The organism is Actinacidiphila acididurans (assembly GCF_016918855.1).
Classification (GTDB): domain Bacteria; phylum Actinomycetota; class Actinomycetes; order Streptomycetales; family Streptomycetaceae; genus Actinacidiphila; species Actinacidiphila acididurans.
Window position 1 is genome coordinate 229,161 of sequence record NZ_JADKYB010000011.1, and the last position, 19,105, is coordinate 248,265.

The 19,105-nt window shown below is 73.6% G+C and carries 18 protein-coding genes and 2 tRNA genes; 12 read left to right on the top strand and 8 right to left on the bottom strand.

The genetic code is table 11. The features are described 5' to 3' along the window. Positions 1-3 precede the first annotated feature (3 nt). Both ITX44_RS21630 and fdhD read right to left on the bottom strand, forming a co-directional pair. Positions 4-1,830, bottom strand: a complete 1,827-nt coding sequence (locus ITX44_RS21630) for an AMP-dependent synthetase/ligase (RefSeq protein ID WP_205358940.1) — start codon at positions 1,828-1,830, stop codon at positions 4-6. 336 nt (positions 1,831-2,166) lie between these two features. Continuing rightward, on the bottom strand, positions 2,167-3,030 hold the full coding sequence (fdhD, locus tag ITX44_RS21635) for a formate dehydrogenase accessory sulfurtransferase FdhD (protein WP_205358941.1): 864 nt from the start codon (positions 3,028-3,030) through the stop codon (positions 2,167-2,169). Positions 3,031-3,234: 204 nt separating this feature from the next. On the opposite strand from fdhD, the gene ITX44_RS21640 reads away from it, so the two are divergent. From ITX44_RS21640 to ITX44_RS21655, 4 genes are all read left to right on the top strand, one after another. Continuing rightward, positions 3,235-3,570, top strand: coding sequence for a chorismate mutase (locus ITX44_RS21640; protein ID WP_205358942.1), 336 nt, complete (start codon positions 3,235-3,237; stop codon positions 3,568-3,570). A 159-nt stretch (positions 3,571-3,729) separates the two neighbouring features. Further along, a tRNA-Leu gene (locus ITX44_RS21645) sits at positions 3,730-3,817 on the top strand. A gap of 126 nt (positions 3,818-3,943) precedes the next feature. Next, positions 3,944-4,927 carry a hypothetical protein gene (locus ITX44_RS21650; protein ID WP_205358943.1) on the top strand — a complete coding sequence of 328 codons (984 nt, stop codon included), beginning with the start codon at positions 3,944-3,946 and terminating at the stop codon, positions 4,925-4,927. Positions 4,928-5,095: 168 nt separating this feature from the next. Then, entirely contained in the window at positions 5,096-5,599 is a 504-nt protein-coding gene (locus tag ITX44_RS21655; RefSeq protein ID WP_205358944.1) for a MarR family winged helix-turn-helix transcriptional regulator, read from the top strand. A 100-nt stretch (positions 5,600-5,699) separates the two neighbouring features. Here ITX44_RS21655 and ITX44_RS21660 read toward each other — a convergent pair whose 3' ends face one another. Further along, positions 5,700-6,065 carry a cupin domain-containing protein gene (locus ITX44_RS21660; RefSeq protein WP_205358945.1) on the bottom strand — a complete coding sequence of 122 codons (366 nt, stop codon included), beginning with the start codon at positions 6,063-6,065 and terminating at the stop codon, positions 5,700-5,702. 393 nt (positions 6,066-6,458) lie between these two features. Here ITX44_RS21660 and ITX44_RS21665 point away from each other — a divergent pair, with 393 nt between their 5' ends. The 5 genes from ITX44_RS21665 to ITX44_RS21685 all read left to right on the top strand — a co-directional run bounded on the left by ITX44_RS21665 (position 6,459) and on the right by ITX44_RS21685 (position 13,117). Then, positions 6,459-7,535: an AvrD family protein gene (locus ITX44_RS21665; RefSeq protein ID WP_205358946.1), complete on the top strand. Its 1,077-nt coding sequence runs from the start codon at positions 6,459-6,461 to the stop codon at positions 7,533-7,535. 71 nt (positions 7,536-7,606) lie between these two features. After that, positions 7,607-8,374, top strand: coding sequence for an AAA family ATPase (locus ITX44_RS21670; protein ID WP_205358947.1), 768 nt, complete (start codon positions 7,607-7,609; stop codon positions 8,372-8,374). A gap of 193 nt (positions 8,375-8,567) precedes the next feature. Further along, entirely contained in the window at positions 8,568-10,214 is a 1,647-nt protein-coding gene (locus ITX44_RS21675; protein WP_205358948.1) for an MFS transporter, read from the top strand. Between the two features lie 595 nt (positions 10,215-10,809). Then, positions 10,810-12,318, top strand: coding sequence for a cytochrome P450 (locus ITX44_RS21680; protein ID WP_205358949.1), 1,509 nt, complete (start codon positions 10,810-10,812; stop codon positions 12,316-12,318). 13 nt (positions 12,319-12,331) lie between these two features. Beyond that, positions 12,332-13,117 carry an aminotransferase class IV gene (locus ITX44_RS21685; RefSeq protein WP_205358950.1) on the top strand — a complete coding sequence of 262 codons (786 nt, stop codon included), beginning with the start codon at positions 12,332-12,334 and terminating at the stop codon, positions 13,115-13,117. Positions 13,118-13,385: 268 nt separating this feature from the next. On the opposite strand, the gene ITX44_RS21690 is transcribed toward ITX44_RS21685, so the two are convergent. Next, entirely contained in the window at positions 13,386-14,354 is a 969-nt protein-coding gene (locus ITX44_RS21690; RefSeq protein WP_307795414.1) for a carbohydrate kinase family protein, read from the bottom strand. After that, on the bottom strand, positions 14,351-15,280 hold the full coding sequence (locus ITX44_RS21695) for a pseudouridine-5'-phosphate glycosidase (RefSeq protein WP_205358952.1): 930 nt from the start codon (positions 15,278-15,280) through the stop codon (positions 14,351-14,353). Before ITX44_RS21695 ends, ITX44_RS21690 begins: the two co-directional genes overlap by 4 nt. A 137-nt stretch (positions 15,281-15,417) precedes the next feature. Between ITX44_RS21695 and ITX44_RS21700 the strand changes: the two genes are divergently transcribed. Beyond that, positions 15,418-15,491: transfer RNA gene (locus ITX44_RS21700), tRNA-Met, on the top strand. A gap of 92 nt (positions 15,492-15,583) precedes the next feature. Here the strand turns inward: ITX44_RS21700 and ITX44_RS21705 are convergent. Further along, complete coding sequence (locus tag ITX44_RS21705) at positions 15,584-15,910, bottom strand: DUF6343 family protein (protein WP_307795415.1); 327 nt, start codon at positions 15,908-15,910, stop codon at positions 15,584-15,586. 133 nt (positions 15,911-16,043) lie between these two features. On the opposite strand from ITX44_RS21705, the gene ITX44_RS21710 reads away from it, so the two are divergent. Both ITX44_RS21710 and ITX44_RS21715 read left to right on the top strand, forming a co-directional pair. Then, positions 16,044-17,045, top strand: coding sequence for a GNAT family N-acetyltransferase (locus ITX44_RS21710; protein WP_307795416.1), 1,002 nt, complete (start codon positions 16,044-16,046; stop codon positions 17,043-17,045). Continuing rightward, positions 17,026-17,616, top strand: coding sequence for a DUF1349 domain-containing protein (locus ITX44_RS21715; protein ID WP_205358954.1), 591 nt, complete (start codon positions 17,026-17,028; stop codon positions 17,614-17,616). The genes ITX44_RS21710 and ITX44_RS21715 overlap by 20 nt, the downstream gene beginning before the upstream one ends. A gap of 29 nt (positions 17,617-17,645) precedes the next feature. Here ITX44_RS21715 and ITX44_RS21720 read toward each other — a convergent pair whose 3' ends face one another. Then, positions 17,646-18,284, bottom strand: coding sequence for a TetR/AcrR family transcriptional regulator (locus ITX44_RS21720; RefSeq protein ID WP_205358955.1), 639 nt, complete (start codon positions 18,282-18,284; stop codon positions 17,646-17,648). After that, positions 18,272-19,015: an enoyl-CoA hydratase family protein gene (locus ITX44_RS21725; RefSeq protein ID WP_205358956.1), complete on the bottom strand. Its 744-nt coding sequence runs from the start codon at positions 19,013-19,015 to the stop codon at positions 18,272-18,274. Before ITX44_RS21725 ends, ITX44_RS21720 begins: the two co-directional genes overlap by 13 nt. Between the last annotated feature and the right edge of the window lie 90 nt (positions 19,016-19,105).

Below are 19,105 nucleotides of genomic sequence, written 5' to 3' on the forward strand. Positions count from 1 at the left end.
GCCTCAGGCGTGGTAGAGGGCCTCGATCTCGCGAGCGTAAGTGGTCTCGATAGCCCGCCGCTTGAGCTTCATGGAAGGCGTGAGCGTGCCGCGCTCCTCGGAGAACTGGGTCGCCAGAATGCGGAACGTTCGGATCGACTCGGCCTGGGAGACAAGCGTGTTGGCGGCCACCACGGCGCGGCGGATCTCGGTCTCGAGGTCGGGATCGCGGACGAGTTCGGCCGGGCCGAGCAGGGGCTTCTCGCGGATGGTGAGCCAGTGCTGGACGGCCTCCGGGTCGAGGGTGACCAGGGCGGCGACGAAGGGGCGGTTGTTGCCGACGCACACGCACTGGGCGACCAGCGGGTGGGCGCGGACGCGGTCCTCGAGGGGGATCGGCGAAACGCTCTTGCCGCCGCTGGTGACCAGGATCTCCTTCTTGCGGCCGGTGATCGTCAGGTAGCCGTCCTCGTCAAGGGCGCCGAGGTCGCCGGTGGCCAGCCAGCCCTCGCGGAGTACCTCGGCCGTGGCCTTCTCGTTGTTGAGGTAGCCCTCGAAGATCTGCCCGCCCCTGAGCCAGATCTCGCCGTCCTCGGCCAGCGCCACCGTGGTGCCGGGTACGGGCAGCCCCACCGTGCCGAACCTGGTCTGCTCCGGCGGGTTCGCGACGGCCGCGGCCGTGGACTCGGTCAGGCCGTAGCCCTCGTAGATGGTCACGCCCGCGCCGCAGAAGAACAGGCCGAGCCGGCGTTCCATCGCCGAGCCGCCGGATATGCCGTGCCGGACCCGGCCGCCCAGCGCGTCGCGCACCTTGCTGTAGACGAGCTTGTCGTAGAGCTGGTGCTGCATCCGCAGGCTGGTGCCGGGACCGGGACCGGTGCCGAACGCCTTGGCCTCCATCGCCTCGGCGTGGCGCACCGCGATCTCCACCGCCTTGTCGAACGGGCCGAGCCTGCCGCCGCGTTCGGCCTTGCGGCGGGCGGCCTGGAACACCTTCTCGAAGACGTAGGGCACGGCGAGGACGAAGGTGGGCCGGAAGGACGCGAAGGAGGGGATCAGGTCGGCCGCGGCCATGCTCGGCTCGTGGCCCAGCCGGATCCGGTGCCGGACGGCCGCCACTTCGACCATCCGGCCGAAGACGTGCGCCAGCGGCAGGAACAGCAGGGTGGACGGCTCCTCGCCGGGCTTGCTGGCGAACACCGGCTCCCAGCGGGCCACCACGTTGTCCGTCTCGGCCATGAAGTTGCCGTGCGTGATGACGCAGCCCTTGGGCCGGCCGGTGGTGCCCGAGGTGTAGATGACGGTGGCGATGGCGTCGGGGGTGACCGCCAGCCGGTGCCGTTCCACCACGTCGTCGGTGATGTGGCGGCCGGCCGCGGACAGTTCGGCCACGCAGTCCGCGTCGAGCTGCCACAGCCGGGAGAGCAGCGGCAGTTCGTCCACCGTCGCGCCGATCGTCATCGCGTGGTCCTCGTGCTCCACGATCGCCGCGACCGCGCCCGAGTCGTGCAGCATCCAGCGCACCTGCTCGGAGGAGGACGTCGGGTAGACCGGCACCGACTGCGCGCCGATCGACCACAACGCGAAGTCGAACAGCGTCCACTCGTAGCGGGTACGGGACATGATCGCCACGCGGTCGCCGAACCGGATGCCCTCGGCGAGCAGACCCTTGGCGACCGCGAGCACTTCGTCGCGGAACTGCGCGGCGGTGACGTCGAGCCAGCCGCCCTGCCCGTCCGACCGGCCGAGCACCACGACGTCCGGGCTGTGCTGAGCGTTGCCGTACACGGCATCCGCCAAGCCGCCCGCCTGGGGTGAAGTGGCCAGTGGAGGGACGGTGAACTGACGCAACGGGTGCTCTCCTAGGACCGCTCGGTGCGGGCCCGTAAGCTACCCGATCCCCCGCAGGAACGGGAGGGGCGTGAGTGACGCCGGTTTTTCGGACGTTTGTGCTGGTGGGGTACGCAAACCCGGTCGTGCCAAGGGTGTTTGCATCATGCCGTGAGTTCGGCCGGGCCCGCGAGGAGGGCCGATCTCCACCAAATCTGCCCGGCCCGGTCACGGCCGCTCCACCCTCTCGGCTCCCGCCCGACTCACCCGTCACAACGCCGTTCCGGGCTCCGGCGGTTGGGCTGTACCGGGGGCGCCGGGCGGCTCACGGGCGCCCGCCCAGCGGTTGCCGGGCGCCTACCGGACGGCTCCCGAGACGGCGTTCGTGCGGGAGGAGAGATCGATACGGTCCTCGCCGGCGTAGACGTTCATGGAGTCGCCGCGCAGGAAGCCGACCAGGGTCAGCCCCGACTCGGCGGCGAGGTCCACCGCGAGGGAGGACGGCGCGGACACGGCGGCCAGGACCGGGATGCCGGCCATCACCGCCTTCTGGGCCAGCTCGAAGGAGGCCCGGCCCGACACCATCAGGATGCGGTCGGCCAGCGGCAGTTCGCCCGCTCGCAGCGCGCGTCCGACGAGCTTGTCCACCGCGTTGTGCCGGCCCACGTCCTCGCGGACGTCGAGGAGTTCGCCCTCCGCGTCGAACAGCGCGGCGGCGTGCAGGCCGCCGGTCCGGTCGAAGACGGCCTGACCCGCGCGCAGCCGGTCCGGCAGCGAGGCGAGCAGTTCCGGGGTCGGCCGCGGCCCCGCGTCCGGGTCGATCGGCAGCCGGGTCGCGGTGCGGACCGCGTCCAGGCTGGCCTTGCCGCACAGCCCGCAGGAGGAACTCGTGTAGACGTTGCGTTCCAGGGTGATGTCCGGGACCGGCACGCCGGGCGCGAGGGCCACGTCCACCACGTTGTAGGTGTTCGAGCCGTCCACCGTGGCCCCCGCGCAGTACACCACCGAGGCGACCTCGTCCGCGCGGGCCACCACGCCCTCGCTGACCAGGAAGCCGATGGCGAGCGCGAAGTCGTCGCCGGGCGTGCGCATGGTGATCGCGAGCGGGCGGCCGTTGAGCCGTATCTCCAGCGGCTCCTCCGCCACCAGGGTGTCGGCCCGGTGATCCTGGGCGCCGGCCCGGATCCGCAGTACCCGTCGCCGTTCGGTGACTCGTCCCATGTCCTACCGGTCCCGTCGTGTCTCGCGGGCCCGGGTGCCGGGTCCGCGTGCGGATGACGCCGTACGCGCGGGGCTGTGCGGGGCGCCGTACGCACTGCCGAAACGTGCCCGCGGCCGAACCCGAACCCCCACCATGCAGCGTGCCATAGGGTGAACGCGACTTCGCAGTGGAGCAGCACGGACCCATCAGGGATGGCATACCCCATGAATGACCAGCCGACCGCGGACCACACTCTCGCGGGCGACGAGCAGGCACGTGAACGGCTGCGCGAGCTGCGCGGCAGCATCGACAACCTGGACGCGGCGCTCGTCCATCTGCTCGCGGAGCGCTTCAAGTGCACTCAGCAGGTCGGCGAGCTCAAGGCCGCGCACGACCTGCCGCCCGCCGACCCGGCCCGCGAGGCCGACCAGATCGCCCGGCTGCGCCGGCTGGCCACCGAGGCCAAGCTCGACCCGGCCTTCGCGGAGAAGTTCCTCACCTTCATCATCGACGAGGTGGTCCGCCACCACCGCGCCATCGCCGCCCGCCCCCGCGCCTGACCCGTCCGTCGGCCCGTCCGGCCGGCCCGGTCCACCCCGTCCGACCTGGGCCCGACCTGGACCGGCGCCCCAGTCAAACGCAGGTGAGGAGCACCGCCAATCCTTGGTATCGTGGGGGTCGTCGCCGCGACCGATCACACAGCGGCGGCGTCTACCCGAGTCCGGGTGGCGGAATGGCAGACGCGCTAGCTTGAGGTGCTAGTGCCCTTTACAGGGCGTGGGGGTTCAAGTCCCCCCTCGGACACCACCGGAAAACCCCTCTGAGCAGGGGTTTTCTGCTTTTCTGGGCCCTTTTGGGCCTCTTTCGGGGTTGCGCGCTCGGTAGAATGCCTCACTGCTCCAGCGGGGCGGGAAGGTTCTGATACACGGGGGCGTGGTGTTGGAGCGACTGGGACTCGATGCCGATACGGAAACGGTCTACCGCGCACTGCTGCGCGCGCCGCGGCGCACCGAGCAGCAGCTCGTCACGGAGACCCGGCTGGCACCGCAGCACGTACGGGACTGCGTGAGCCGGCTGACGGAACTGCGCCTGGTGCGCACCTCCTGGCAGGATCCCGACCGGCTGCTGCCGATCAGCCCCGAGATCGGCCTGCAGGCGCTGGTCGCCGAGCAGGAGGACGAGGTGCTGAACCGGCAGCGCGAGCTGGCCCGCAGCAGGGCCGCGGCGCAGGAGCTGATGGCCGAGTACAGCGCGCTCTACTCCGACCAGAAGTCCGTCGAGCTGGAACGGCTCACCGGCGTGGACGAGGTGCGCAGCCGGATCGAGGAGCTGGCCGCCTCCGCCGAGGTGGAGATCGCCGCCTTCTGCATGGGGGCGCAGCGCGAGGAGGCCCTCGCCGCCTCCCGGCCGGTGGACGAACGGGCGATCCGCCGCGGGGTCGCGCTGCGCGGGATGTACCTGGACAGCGTCAACAACCATCCCGCGACCCGCCGGTACGCGCAGTGGGTGGCCACCGCCGGCGGCGAGATCCGCACCCTGCCCACCCTCCCGCTGCGGATGGTGATCTTCGACCGCCGCTTCGCGGTGCTGCCGGTGGACCCCGAGGAGACCGCGGCCGGCGCGGTGGTGCTCAGCGGGCGGGGCACGCTGACCGCCCTGACCGCGCTGTTCGAGCAGACCTGGGCGATGGGCAGCCCCTTCGGCTGCGCCCGCGAACCGGCCAAGGCCAACGTGAGCGACTCGGAGCGGGCGCTGCTGCGGCTGCTCGGGGAAGGCGTCACCGACGAGGTCGCGGCCCGCACGATGGGTGTCTCGTTACGTACGGCCCGCCGCATGATGTCCGACCTGATGGCCCGCCTCGACGCCCGCAGCCGCTTCCAGGCCGGCGTACGCGCCAGGGCCCGCAACTGGCTGTGACCGCGGGCCGTTCCGCGGTGCTTACGAGGTCGGCCGCGGGCGATCCGAGGGCGGCCCGCGAGCAGTTCACGAGCGTTCGGGGGGCGGTGTCCCCACTCGTTGAACGTTGATATCTTCGATGATGGATACCACGAACGGATTGGGTTTCGGGCGAGAGGGAGTCGGCTCATGGCGCGCAGCGGCACCGCCGAGCAAGCGGGTGCGCAGGCACCCCTGACGCCGCGGGCGGACTTCCCGCTGGCCGGGCGTTCCGGCTACCTCCTGCACAAGGCGGCGCTGCTGCTGCTGGAGGACGTGGAGCAGGCCCTGGACGGCATCGGCATGCGCAGCCGCTACTTCTTCGTGCTGGCCTCCCTGGCCGGCGGGCCCGACCTGTCCCAGCAGGACCTGAGCCGGCTGCTCAGCCTCGACCCGACCACGGTCGTGGCGCTGGTCGACGAGATGGAGCGCAACCAGCACGTCGAGCGGCGGCGTAATCCGGCCGACCGGCGGCGCTACAACCTGATCCTCACCGAGTCCGGCCGCGAGGCGCTGGCCGAGGCGGACCGGGTGGTCACCGAGGCCGAGTCGGCCTTCTTCGGCGGGCTCGCCGACGACGAGCGCGAGGCCCTGCGCGGCATGCTCGGCCGCCTGATGGAAGGCCGCTGGCCGGCCTCGGTCTGCACCGCCTGAGCCGGCGCCCGTACTCCGCGGGCCGTTGAGGGCGCCTTCGAGGGCACAGCCGAGGGTGTGCGCTACAGGACGTGTTCGGGGGCGCCTTCAGCGACGCCCTTTACGAATGCGGCCCGCGCGCCGCCGCGCCGCCCGGCGCCTCCACGACGTCCAGCAACTGGGCCGGCACCGCCCCCGGAGCGCTCAGCTCGCACGCGGTGTCCGCCGGGATCTCGAAGGTGTCACCCGGGCGGGCCAGCACCGTGTCCTCGCCGATCCGCAGCACGCAGCGCCCGGCCAGGGCGACCAGCCAGCCGCGGACCGGCGACGCGGGCCGTGTCACCGTGGCACCGCGGTCCAGCGGGAACCACGCGCAGTCCCACGCCGCCGCGGCGGACGGATCGCCGTCCCCGTAACCGACCGGCGGGCACAGCGTACGGGCGGGCGGTCTCGGGCTTCCGGGCTGCTCCTGGTCGTGGCTGTGCACAGTGGCTCCCTCCGTGTGCCGGGGCTGCCGCCCCGTGTCGTCCGGCGCGCTCGCGCGGGCCCCCGGAACGATCCGGGACCGACGGCCCGCCCGGCGCCGCGCCCCCTGTCGCGTCGCGGACCCCTCCAGGATCTCCCACGCGCGCGGCCGCGTCAGGGAAACCGGCTGTCACCAAGCTGCCGGGGCAGCTTCACGCCAGACCGCCCGCCACCTCCGAAGCCGATGCCGCTGACCTGCGCCGTTGCGCCCGTACGCAGGGCGATCCGGCGTCCGGCGGGCGCGGTGGCACCGGTTCCGGGTTGCCGCTCGCGTGACGCTCCGCCTATGGTCCCGACAGTCGAAAGAGCCGATCATCTGGAATCTCGATGATCGGAAGAACGGGGGATTTTTCTGATGATCACTGAAGCGACCGGGGTGCGGTACGAGGACATCGACGCCACGCTGGGCGACCGCAACGGCCGGTTCTTCGGCGAGGGATACAAGCGGATCCGGCACCGCGTCACCGATCTGACGGTGGCGCCGCCCGGTGCCGCCGCCCCGGCGCCGGACGGCGTGCCCGGGGCCGCCGCCGAGGGAGGCGGCTGGGCCACCGCCGCCGCGAGCCTGCGCTACCCGGGCGACTGGTCCACCAAGGCCCACCGCATGGACCTGCGCCCGCACCTGAGCACCATCGACACCCTGCTGCTGGGCATCCGGATGAGCGAGGCGTACCTCGGCCACACCTTCGGGGCGGACGCGGGCGAGCGCCGCCGGATGTGGCTGCGTTCGTTCGGCATGCGGGCCGGCGCCCGGCCGCAGGAGGACCTGGACGCCTTCCGGCTGGGCCTGCGCGCGCAGCCCGCCGTCCCGGCGGCCGGCACCCTGGGCGGCCACCTCAGCACCGTGCACACCACCTGCGGCAGCCTGCGCATGTCGGCCGAGGTCGACCACCCGGTCGGCGAACCCACCACCGTGCCCGGCCACTACGGGGCGGAGTCCGACCTGCTCGGCCCGGACGAGTCCCGCTACTTCTGCGGCGGCTACCGGCACCGCTCGCAATACCTGCGGGACGTCCGCGTGGAGCCCGACGGCAGCCTGGTGCGTGCCTCGGTCTCCGTCACCGACGACACCGACCGCCTGCCCCGCGACGGCTTCGGCGGCCTCTACCAGCCCTCGCTGAGCGTGGTGGACGCCATCACCGTGCTCGCCCAGCTCGCCCAGGTGCTGATCTACCAGCAGGACGGCGTGGACCGGGCGGAGAGCGAGACGTTGTGGATGCGCTCGGTCGACATGGACAGCGCCACCCCGTACCAGCCGATGCCGTACTCCTTCGTGGCCACCCTGCGGATCGTGCGGACCAAGCAGCTCCGGCGCGGCGACGGCGTGTGGCGGATGACCGACGTGGCCGGCGACCTGCTCGGCTTCAACGTGCGCGGCTCGCTCGCGCACCGGCTGCCCGCCCGCTTCACCGCCCTGGCGGGGCGGTCGTGACCGCTGCCCCGACCTTGAACCCGGCCCCGAATCCGGCCAGCCCGACCCACCTCTGACAGGAGATCCCGACCATGCAGGAACGTCCGCTGCGGCTGGCGGTGTCCGGCACCTACTCCAGCGGCAAGACCACCACCACCGAGGCGCTGTCGATCGCCGCGGGCATCGCCCGTACCGACGCGCTGACCGCCCGGGAGATCGTCGTCGACCTCGTCCCGGGCAAGTCCTTCCAGCAGCTCAACGCCTCCGAACTGCTGATGCTGGGCCTGCGCCGGCTGGAGGAGCGGATCCACACCGAGGCCGCGCAGACCGGCTCCTTCGTCTCCGACGGCTCGGTGCTGCACGAGTGGATCTACGGCGAGGTCCGGATGCGGATCGGCATCAACCCCGGCGCGCCCCTGCTGCAACGGGCCGTCAAGCGGGTGGTGGGCATCCCGTCCAAGCCGTTCATGCAGCGCTACATGGACGCGTACGGCGTGGTGGTCAAGGCCCGCACCCGCCGGATCTACGACGCCTTCGTCCATCTGCCCATCGAGTTCTCCATGGCGGCCGACGGCCACCGCCCGGTCTCCGAGAAGTACCGGGTGCTCTCCGACGAGCTCCTGATCGAGACGCTCGAGGAGCTGGAGATGCCCTACCACGTGGTCGGCGGCACCGTGCCCGAGCGGGTGGCCCGGATCATCGAGCTGTTCGACCTGCCCACGGTGGTCCCGGTGGACGAGGCCGTGGAGCTGGCGGCCGAACGCATCCGCAAGAGCAAGGAGATGGTGGCCGAGCGGCAGATCGCCGCCCACCAGGACGTCTCCCTCGCCCGCCGGCTGCGCTACGCGATCCGCTACTGACACGCCGTCCGCCATCGACCCCGGGCGGGCCCCGGCCGTGGGCTCGGGCCGCCCGGGCGAGGTCCGTCCGGTGGCAGCCGACACGTCACCTGACCGGATGTCACCCGCCCGGGCCACTGTCATTGACGGTCGGTTTTCCAATCATCTAACTTTTCTATCATTGAGAACGCCGAGAATCGCAGAGAGGACGACCATGTCCGCGGAACGCGCACCCTCGCCCACGAGGTGGTGGACACTCGGGATCGTCGCGCTGGGCACGTTCATGCTGATGCTCGATCTGAGCGTGGTCGCCATCGCACTGCCCCAGATCCACACCTCCCTGCACAGCAGCTTCAGCGACCTGCAGTGGGTGGTCGACGCCTACGCCCTGACCCTCGCGATCTTCCTGGTCACCGCCGGGTCGTTCGCCGACCGGCTCGGCCGCAAGAAGGTCTTCCAGGCCGGCTTCGCGCTGTTCACCGCCGCCTCGCTGGCCTGCGGCCTGGCCGGTGGGGCCGGCACGCTGAGCCTCTTCCGCGGCGTCCAGGGGATCGGCGCGGCCATCATGTTCGCGGTCGGCCCCGCGCTGCTCGGCCACGAGTTCCACGGCAAGGAGCGGGCCGCGGCCTTCAGCGGTTTCGGCGCCGCCGCGGGCCTCGCCGTGGCCACCGGGCCGCTCATCGGCGGCGCGCTGACCAGTTCGCTGTCCTGGCGGTGGATCTTCTTCGTCAACGTGCCGGTCGGCCTGGTGGCCCTGGTCGTCGCGGCCGCCCGGGTCCCGGAGTCCTTCAACCGCCGTGCCCACCGCGTCGACTGGGGCGGCGTGATCAGCCTGAGCGTCACGCTCGGCGCGCTGGTCTTCGCCATCATCCGCGGCACCGAGGAGGGCTGGTCCAGCGCCCTGATCCTCACGCTGTTCGCGGTGAGCGCGGTCTTCCTGCTGGTCTTCCTCGGCATCGAGCGGTCGCTCGGCGAACGCGCCATGATCGACCTGGCGTTCTTCCGCAACCCGACCTTCGTGGGCATCTCCGCGGTGTCCTTCGTCGCCAACGCGGCCGGCCTGCCCTCGGTCTTCATCGAGACCAACTACGTGGAGAACATGCTGCACGTGGACGCCTGGGGCGCCGGCCTGCGCTTCCTGCCGCTGACCTGCGCGCTGTTCGTGGCCGGCGCGGTGGCGGGCACGCTGACCGGCAAGGTCTCCTTCCGGCTGCTCATGGGCGCCTCCTGCCTGTTCCTCGGCACCGGCCTGCTGCTCACCCACCTCGCGGACGCCAACTCGTCCTGGACGGCGCTCATCCCGAGCCTGATCATCACCGGCATCGGCATGGGCAGCTTCAACCCGACCCGGGCGGCGCTGGCCATCGGGGTGGCGGAACCGGCCAAGTCCGGGGTGGCCTCCGGTATCAACGAGACCTTCCAGCAGGTCGGCATCGCGGTCGGCATCGCCGGGGTCGGCGCGCTGTTCCAGAACCGGGTGGCCGGTGACTTCACCGCCTCGCAGGTGGGCCGGCAGCTCGGGCACGGCGCCGCCGAACAGGCCGCCACCGGCATCACCGCCGGATCGCTCGACACCGTCGCCAAGGGCGCCGGCGCGCTGCACGACCAGGTCGTCACCGCCGGCCGGGAGGCGTTCCTCAGCGGTTTCCACAGCGCGATGACGCTCTGCGGCATCCTGGCGCTGGCCTCGGCCGCGATCGCCTTCTTCATGCTGCGCACCAAGGACCTGCACTCCAGCGCGCTGTCCCTGATCCCGCCGGAGGTCGACGACGACGCCGACGTCACCGAGGCCGGGGACGGCACGACGGGCGGCGGCACGGACAAGGCCCCCGATCCCGCGGTGCCGAGCCTGTCCGCCTGACCGGACGTACCGGAACCGCACACGGGTCCGCCCGGGCGGGGATGCGCTCCCCGCCCGGGCGGATTCGGTCGGCTCCCCGAGCCTCAGTCCCACTCGGTGACGGCGGTGGCGCCGGACGACTGCGCCCGGCCGGCGGCGAACGGTGGCCAGGCCACGACGTGTTGATTCGCACTGTTGACCATGTGAGATTTCCCCCGTAGAAATCGATGTGTGCCCGTACGGGCGGTTGAACCGGACCCGGACAACGTTACGGTCGCGACGGTCCGCGGCCCGTAAGGAATTCTGACGGAAGTCCCGTTGACGCGTGGCCGCATGGGCTGGCACCCCGTGCCATCGGCAGCTTCCTGCCACATACGCAAGGGTTACGGCGCGGCAAAAACACGCTATGAGAGCGCTCCCGCGCTATCGGCGCTGACTCGGGCCGGGAAATTCGGACGGACCGATTCCGTATCCGGTCCGGGAATTGCGACGTGTGTACGACGGGCCGTGCGGAGAACGGCGGTTGACGCGTCGCATACCCCGGGTAACACTTGGACCGCCTCGAACAGGGGGCTCCGGGGGGCTTCGGACGCGGACGACAGGCGGTGCACGGCGGATGGCAGTACCAGTGGACGACGCCGCACCGGCCGCCCCCACGCCGCCGCCCGGGCCGCCGCCCCGCGGCTTCCGCAGCGCGGAACTCGGCTGGCCGCGGCTGGACCGCATACCCCACCCGCCGCGCCGCGTGCCCTGGCTCGGCGATGTCCTCGGCGTGAGCGTGCGCACCCCGGTCCAGGACTCGATGGCCATCGGCCGCCGGCTCGGACCGGTCTTCCGCCGCAAGGTGCTCGGCAAGGAGATCGTCTTCGCCTGGGGCGCCGACGTGGTGGCCGACCTGTGCGACGAGTCGCGGTTCGCCAAGCACGTCGGCCTGGGCGTCGCCAATCTGCGGCCGGTGGCCGGCGACGGCCTGTTCACCGCGTACAACCACGAGCCCAACTGGCAACTGGCGCACGACATCCTGGCGCCCGCCTTCGGCCGTACGGCGATGGCGGCGTACCACCCCCTCATGCTCGGCGTGGCCCGGCGGCTCGTCGAGCGCTGGGACGCGAGCGAGCGGGCCGGCGAGGCGGTGGACGTGCCCGGCGACATGACCAGGCTCACCCTGGAGACCATCGCCCGCACCGGGTTCGGCCACGACTTCGGCTCCTTCGAACGGGACCGGCCGCACCCCTTCGTGACCGCCATGGTCGGCAGCCTCACCTTCGCGCAGCGCCGCAACGTCGTGCCGCCTCCGCTGCTCCCGCTGGTGCTGCCCCGGGCCGCGCGCCGCAACGCCGCGGACATCGCGTACCTGGAACGGACCGTGGACGAGGTGGTACGGGCCCGGCGCGCGGCCGGCGTGGCCGGTGACGGGAACAGCGACGGGGACGGCGACCTGCTGGACCGGATGCTGGCCACCGCCCACCCGGTCACCGGCGAGGGGCTGTCCGACGAGAACATCCGCCGCCAGGTCATCACCTTCCTCGTGGCCGGCCACGAGACCACCTCCGGCGCGCTGTCCTTCGCGCTCCACTACCTCGCCCTGCACCCCGACATCGCCGCCCGCGCCCGCGCCGAGGCCGACCGGATCTGGCCCGACGGCGCGGAGCCGTCCTACGAGCAGGTGGCCAAGGCGCGCTACCTGCGCCGGGTGCTGGACGAGTCCCTGCGGCTGTGGCCCACCGCCCCAGCCTTTTCCCGCGAGGCCCTCGCGGACACCGAACTGGCCGGCGGCCACCTGGTGCGCCGCGGCGGCTGGGCGCTGGTGCTGACCCTGATGCTGCACCGCGACCCCGCCGTGTGGGGCGACCGCGCCGACGACTTCGACCCCGACCGCTTCCTGCCCGAGGCGGTACGCGCCCGCCCTGCGCACGTCTTCAAGCCGTTCGGCACCGGCGCCCGCGCCTGCATCGGCCGCCAATTCGCCCTGCACGAGGCCGTCCTGGTGCTCGGCCTGCTGCTGCGCCGCTACGACCTGCACCCCGACCCCGGCTACCGGCTGCGCGTCGGCGAACGCCTCACCCTGATGCCGGCCGGCCTCACCCTGCACCTCACCCGCCGCCCGGACCGTCCGGGGGCGTGAAAGGGTGGGGCGCATGACCGACGAACCGCTGATCGAGGTCGACGGCACGCCGGCCACCGCGCAGTCGCTGGCCCCCGCACTCAGCGGATACGGCCACTTCACCGCGATGCAGGTCCGCGGCGGCCGGGTGCGCGGGCTCGCCTTCCACCTGCGGCGGCTGGACGAGGCCACCCGCGAACTGTTCGGCGCCGGGCTGGACGGGGACCTGGTGCGCGACCGGATCCGGCACGCCCTCGCCGCCCGCGGCAGCGCCGACGCCTCGGTCCGGGTCAACGTCTACCAGCCCGCCGAGGGCCCCGGCCGCCCGGTCACCGTCGTCACCGTGCGCGAACCCGGCGAGATGCCGCAAGGCCCGCAACGCGTCAAGTCCGTCCCGTACCTGCGCCCTGCCGCCCACCTCAAGCACGTCGGCGGCTTCGGGCAGGCCTACTGGGGACGCCGGGTGGCCGCCGACGGCTACGGCGAGGCCCTGCTCGTCGGCCCCGGCGGCGAGATCGCGGAAGGCGCCATCACCAACATCGGCTTCATCGACGGCGGCACGATCGTCTGGCCGGACGCCCCGCACCTGTCCGGCATCACCCAGCAGATCCTGCACGCCGCCCTCACCGCCGCCGGCATCTCCCAGGAACCCCGCCACATCCTGCTCCCCGACGTCCCCACCTACCGCGGCGCCTTCCTCACCAACTCCCGCGGCATCGCCCGGGTCGCGGAGATCGACGGCGTGCCGCTGCCGACCGACGGCCCCCTCCTCGCGAGGGTCGCCACGCTGTACGAGGCCGCGCCGTGGGACGCGATCTGACCGGTACGGCACGGTGGCCGAGGGCGCGCCGGTAACTCCTGGGCGGGTTACGGCGTGCGGCCGCTGACAGACGGGCGCGCTCCTGGCCAGGGGCGGCGGGCTGTACGAGGCCGCGGCGTGGGGCCTGGCCTCGCTGCGGCGCCACATGGCCGTGGGCACGCAGGCGAAGCCAGGGCGGGCCCTCGGCCAGGCACGACGAAGGCGTCCAGCGCTGACCAAGTGCGGCTCGTCGGGAGGACGGCCGTCCGGCGCCGGACCCAGCGCCCGCTCAGCCGCCCGGCGCCAGCAGGACGTCTCCCGGGGCGTCGTCCGCCACGTGCGGGTCGCGTGGCGGGCGGGCGCCCACCAGGGTTACCGCTTCGGCGCCCGCCGTGCATCCGGCGGTCAGGGCCGCGGTCAGGTCGGCGCCGGTCAGGCGGGCCGCCAGGAAGGCGCCGGTGAAGGCGTCGCCCGCGCCTGTGGAGTCCAGGGCGTGGCGGGGCAGGCCCGGGGCGCGGGCGGTCAGCCGGCCGGCCTCGGCGGCGAGGGCTCCGGCCGGTCCGAGGGTGACCACCACCGTGCCGCCGGTGCGGCGGCTCAACTCCTCGGCGGCGCGGGCCGGTTCGGGGTGCCCTGAGAGCAGGGCCGCCTCCGCCGCATTGGGGAGGAGCACATCCGTACCCGCGGCGGCGGCCAGGAAGCGGTCCGGGCCCAGGCCGTGCAGGAAGCCCTCAGAGGCCGGGTCGACGCTCACCGGCAGGCCGCGGGCCCGCGCCGAACGGGTGACCAGCGCGGCCAGTTCACGGCCGGGCGCGGCGAAGAAGAGGTAGCCGGAGAGGTGCACGTGGGCGACGCCGTCGAGCAGCGCCTCGTCCCAGTCGGCCGGGCCCAGCCGCAGCGCGGCGCCGCTGTCGGTGACCAGGGTGCGTTCGGCCGCCGCGTCCACGAGGGCTATCACGACGGCGGTCGGGGCGGTCGGGTCCACCCGCAGGAAGGGCTCGACCCCGGCCGCCCGCAGCTCCCGCTCGTGCCAGGCCGCCAGGTCCGTGCCCGCCCGTCCGAGCAGCCGGGCCCGCGCCCCGCCCCGCGCGGCCCAGCAGGCGACGTTCGCGCCCGCGCCGCCCGGCCGCAGCGCGATGGCCGCGGCCGTGTCGGTGTCCGGGGCCAGCGGTTCGCGGTGCCGGGCCACCACGTCGGTGACCACGTCGCCGACCACCAGCAGGGCCCCCGCCGGGCCCGGGTCAGCGGCCGCCGTCACGGCCGGCCGCGCTCCGTCCACGCGACCGCGATCCCGGCCGCCAGCGCGACATTGCCGCGCACCGCCGCCAGGTTGGCCTCCAGGGAGGCGCCGCCGGTCCGGTCGGTGAGGTAGGCCAGCAGGAAGGGCGTGATGGCCTGGCCGGTCACGCCCTCCCGCTCGGCGGCGGCCAGCGCCTCGGCGAGCACCCGGTCGTGCAGTTCCGGGTCGAGCTGCCGCTCACGAGGCACCGGATTGGCCACGATCAGCGCGGATTCGAGTCCGCCGAGCCCGTCCTGCGCGGCCATCACCTCGGCGACCTGCGCGGGGGAGTCCACCGTCCAGTCGACCGGCTCACCGGAGTCGGTGAGGTAGAAGCCGGGGAAGCGGTCGGTGCCGTAGCCCAGGACGCCGACCCCGAGCGTCTCCAGCCGCTGCAAGGTGGCCGGCACGTCCAGGATCGACTTCACGCCCGCGCACACCACCGTGATCCGGGTCCGGGCCAGCAGCCCCAGGTCCGCCGACTCGTCCTGCACGGTCACCCAGTCCCGGTGCACCCCGCCGAGCCCGCCCGTACCGAACACGCGCAGGCCCGCGCGGGCCGCCAGGAAGGCCGTGCCCGACACGGTCGTCGCCCCGCTCACGCCCGCGGCCAGCGCCGGCGCCAGGTCGCGGAACCCCAGCTTGCGCAGGTCCGGGTCCTGCGCGATCCGCTCCACCTGGTCCTTGTCCAGCCCGACCCGCGGCACCCCGTCGAGGACGGCCACGGTCGCCGGCACCGCGCCGCCCGCCCGGACGAGCTCCTCCAGTTCCCGGGCGACCTGGAGATTACGGGGCCGCGGCAGGCCGTGGGCGATGATCGTGGACTCCAGGGCGACCACGGGCGCGCGGCGCGCCAGCGCGTCCGCGACCTCCTCGGACAGCGCGATGCGTACGTCAGGGCTCATGGTTTGTCCCTGGCGCGGGGTGGGCCCCGTCAAACCTGTCGGCCTCGGCGCGGCCTGGGCTTCGACGCCGTCCTGAAGGCCGGGCAGCAATGGATTTGGCATGGACGGGAAGCACCCCGTAAGGTGGTGTTCACCGACGCGGGGTGGAGCAGCTCGGTAGCTCGCTGGGCTCATAACCCAGAGGTCGCAGGTTCAAATCCTGTCCCCGCTACGAAACGAAGGGCCCGGCACTGATGTGCCGGGCCCTTCGGCTGTCCCGACCGTGTCCGGTACGGCTGCCCGCGCCGTCCGCACGGCTCCCCGCTATCTCGAGCGGCGGTCGTACGGCCCCTGCGGGCCCTGGCCCACCCGGTGGCGCCGGCCGCGCCGTTCGGAGTCGACCGGGCGGTACGGCGGGATGGAGCGTCCCGGCTGGTAGTGCGGGCCCTGCCGGATGTGCCGGATCACCAGCGCCGCGTCCAAGGCGGCCAGCGCCGCGATCACGGCGCACACCGCCGCCCATCCCGGCTGGTGGAACGCCGCGAAGCCGACGGCCGCCGCGATGCCCCACACCAGGCCGCACAACGCCAGCCCGAGCCGCAGCCGCAGCGGGCTGCGTGCCTGTGTCGGTTCGTATCCGGTCCTGCGCATCGCGCTCATCTCCTACTCCCAGCATCCCTCCTTCGTCCCTTTTCCGGGGAGAGGGGGATTCATGGCGCCCGAGGCGCGGCGAAGCGGGAAAAGCAGGGGCGGGGTGGCGAGGGGGCGCGTAGGGTGCGGCGGCGTGGGGACGGGTGTGCGGGACTACCGGGCGGCGGACGCGGAGCGGGTGGCGGGACTGCTGGGCGAGGTGCTGCCGTATTTCGTGACGAGCGCGCACGGGGTGCAGGCGCAGGTGGCGGGGGCGCCGGCCCGGCAGCGGTATCGGCTGCTGCTGGCCGAGGCGGAGGACGGGCGGCTGCTCGGCTGCGTCCGGACCGGCCTGTTCGCGGACGCGAGCCAGGAGGGCGCGGCCTTCGCCAACCTGACCGTCGCGCCGCAGGCCCGCGGCCGCGGGGTGGGCGGCGCGCTGCTCGCGGCGGCCGAACGGCACCTGGCGGCGGCCGGCGCGGCCAGCGTCTACGCGTGGGGCGCCGACACCCCCGCCGTGCAGGCCTTCGCCGCCCACCGCGGCTACCGCACCGGCCGCGCCGCCACCTACCTGCGGCTCGACCTCGGCTCCGGCAGCCCGCTGCCCGAGCCGCCCGTGCCCACCGTGCCCGGCGGCGCCGACCTGCTGCCGGCCGCGCGCTGGGCGGCCGACCCGTGGCCGCTGTACCGGGCGGACGTGGAGAGCTTCCGGGACGAGCCCGGCGACGTGGACTACGACGGGATCGGCTACGCGGACTGGCGGGCGCTCACCTGGGACCGGCCGGACTTCGACCCGGCACTGAGCACCGTGGCGGTGGTCGGCGGCGAGGTCGCCGCGCTGGTCCTGGTGCAGACCGACGGCGCGGGACGCTACTGGTCCGGCGGCACCGGCACCCGCCGCGCCTTCCGCGGTATGGGCCTGGCCAAGGCGGCGAAGGCACACTCGCTGCACCTGGCCCGGGCGGCCGGCTGCCGCACCGCGTACACCGGCAACGACGACGGCAACGCCCCCATGCTGGCCATCAACCTCTGGCTCGGCTATCACCCCTGCGGATCGGAACGGCGGTACATCCGTGAGCTCGTCCAGCCCCTCCACCCCTTCCGGTCCGACGGCCTCGGCACCGCCGGCGTCCCCGGTGCCGCCGGCCACGCGTGACCTCGCCTGGTCCGAGGGGAGCTGGCTGAACCCGCCGGCCGCCGCCACCGAGGACGGCGCCGCCCTGCTGGTCGACGCCCGTGAGGGCAGCGACTTCTGGCGCACCACCGGTTACGGCTTCGTCCGCGACGACGGTCACGCCCTGCTCACCCCGTTCCCGGCCGGCACCGCGGTCGAGGTGGCCTTCACCGCCGGCTTCACCGAGTCGTTCGACCAGGCCGGTGTCCTGGTCCGGGTGAGCCCGCAGACCTGGATCAAGGCGGGCGTGGAGTTCTCCGACGGCGAGCTGCAGCTCGGCGCGGTGGTCACGCACGGTGCCTCCGACTGGTCGCTCGCGCCGGTGCCGGAGTGGGCGGGCCGTGACGTCACGGTACGGGTCAGCCGGTCCGGTGACGCGGTGACGGTCCGCGCCCGGTGCGCCGACCAGCCCTGGCGCACGGTTCGGCTCGCCCACCTGGACCCGGCGGCCGAGGCCACGGCCGGCCTCTACTGCTGCGCGCCCAGCCGCGCGGGCCTGCGGGTGCGCTTCACCCGCCTGTCCACCGGCCCGGCCGACACCTCGCTGCACTGAGCCCGTACGGATCCCCGTGGCGCCGCCGCTCACCCCGCCTCGCGCAGCACCCCGTCCAGCAGCCGCGACCACTGGCCGACGATCCCGGCCCGCCGGGCCGAGTCGTCGCTGAGCAGGTTGGCCAGGCCCAGGCCGCGGGCCATGTCCAGGGTGCCCTGGACGGTCTCCCGCACGCCGGGGCGCGACTCGTCGGCGCCCAGGAACTCCACCGCCAGCCGGTGGGCCTCCCGGCCCATGTGCGCTTCCAGGGCGGTCACCCCGGGCCGCAGTGCCTCCTGTTCGCCGGCCGCCACCCACAGGTGCAGGGCGGCGCGGAACAGCGGTCCGGTGTAGACGGAGACCAGCATGTCGACCACCGCGTACGTACGGTCCGGGCCCTCGCGGGGCAGGGCGCGGGCCCGTTCGCGGACGGTGGTCAGCCACTGTTCGGCCATGTGCGCGATGGCGGCGGTGAAGAGTTCCTCGCGGGTGCGGAAGTGGTGCTGGGCGGCGCCCCTGGACACTCCGGCCCGGGTGCACACCACTGCCACGGTGCTGCCCGACCAGCCGTGTTCGGCCAGGCAGGCCACCGCGGCGGCCAGTATGCGCTGCCGGGTCGCCCGGCTGCGGTCCTGCTTGGGGGCGCGCTCGGTCACGTGGTCCGTCACGTGGCCGGTCACAGCGCCCATGGCGGCTGCCGCCGCTCCAGCAGCGCCCGTACGCCCTCGGCGGCCTCCGCGGAGGCGAACAGCCGGGCGCTGCGGGCGGCCAGGTCCGGGCCGTCGGCGGCCAGCCGCCGGAGCAGCGGCGCGACGGTCAGCTCCTTGGTGGCGGCCAGGCCCTGCGGGGAGGCGGCGCGCAGCCCGGCGAGGATGCCGTCGAGCGCGTCCTCGGGGGCGGTCACCAGCCCGATCCGCACTGCCTCGGCGGTGCCGAAGGTCTCCCCGGTCAGGAACCAGCGGGCCGCCGCCCGCTCGTCGCCGCGCACCAGCACCGGCACCGAGGCCACCGCGGGGGCCAGTCCCAGCCGGGACTCGCTGAAGGCGAAGGTCGCGCTCTCGCCGGCCACGCTGATGTCGCAGGCCGCGAGCAGCCCGAGCCCGCCGGCCCGTACGTGCCCGGCCGCCCGCGCCACGACCGGCTTGGGCAGCTCCGCGATCTGCCGCATCAGCTCCACCAGCACCACCGGGCCGCGCTCCGGCCCGTCGGCCTTCAGGTCCGCGCCGGCCGAGAAGGTGGTCCCGGTGTGGGTGAGCAGCACCGCCCGTACGCCGTCCTCGCCGGCCGCCGTGTCGAGCGCCGCGATCAGCTCGCCGACCAGCGCGGCCGACAGCGCGTTGCGGTTGTGCGGCGAGTCGAGGGTGAGGACGGCGATGCCCCGGTCGGTGTCCCGGCGCACCAAGGGCGCGGTGGTGGTCACGGGCGGACTCCTGTCGTACGCGATGGTGTCTGCGGGAACTGCGGGCCTGCGCGAACCGCAGGCGTGCGGAACGTGTAGCGGCCATGCGGA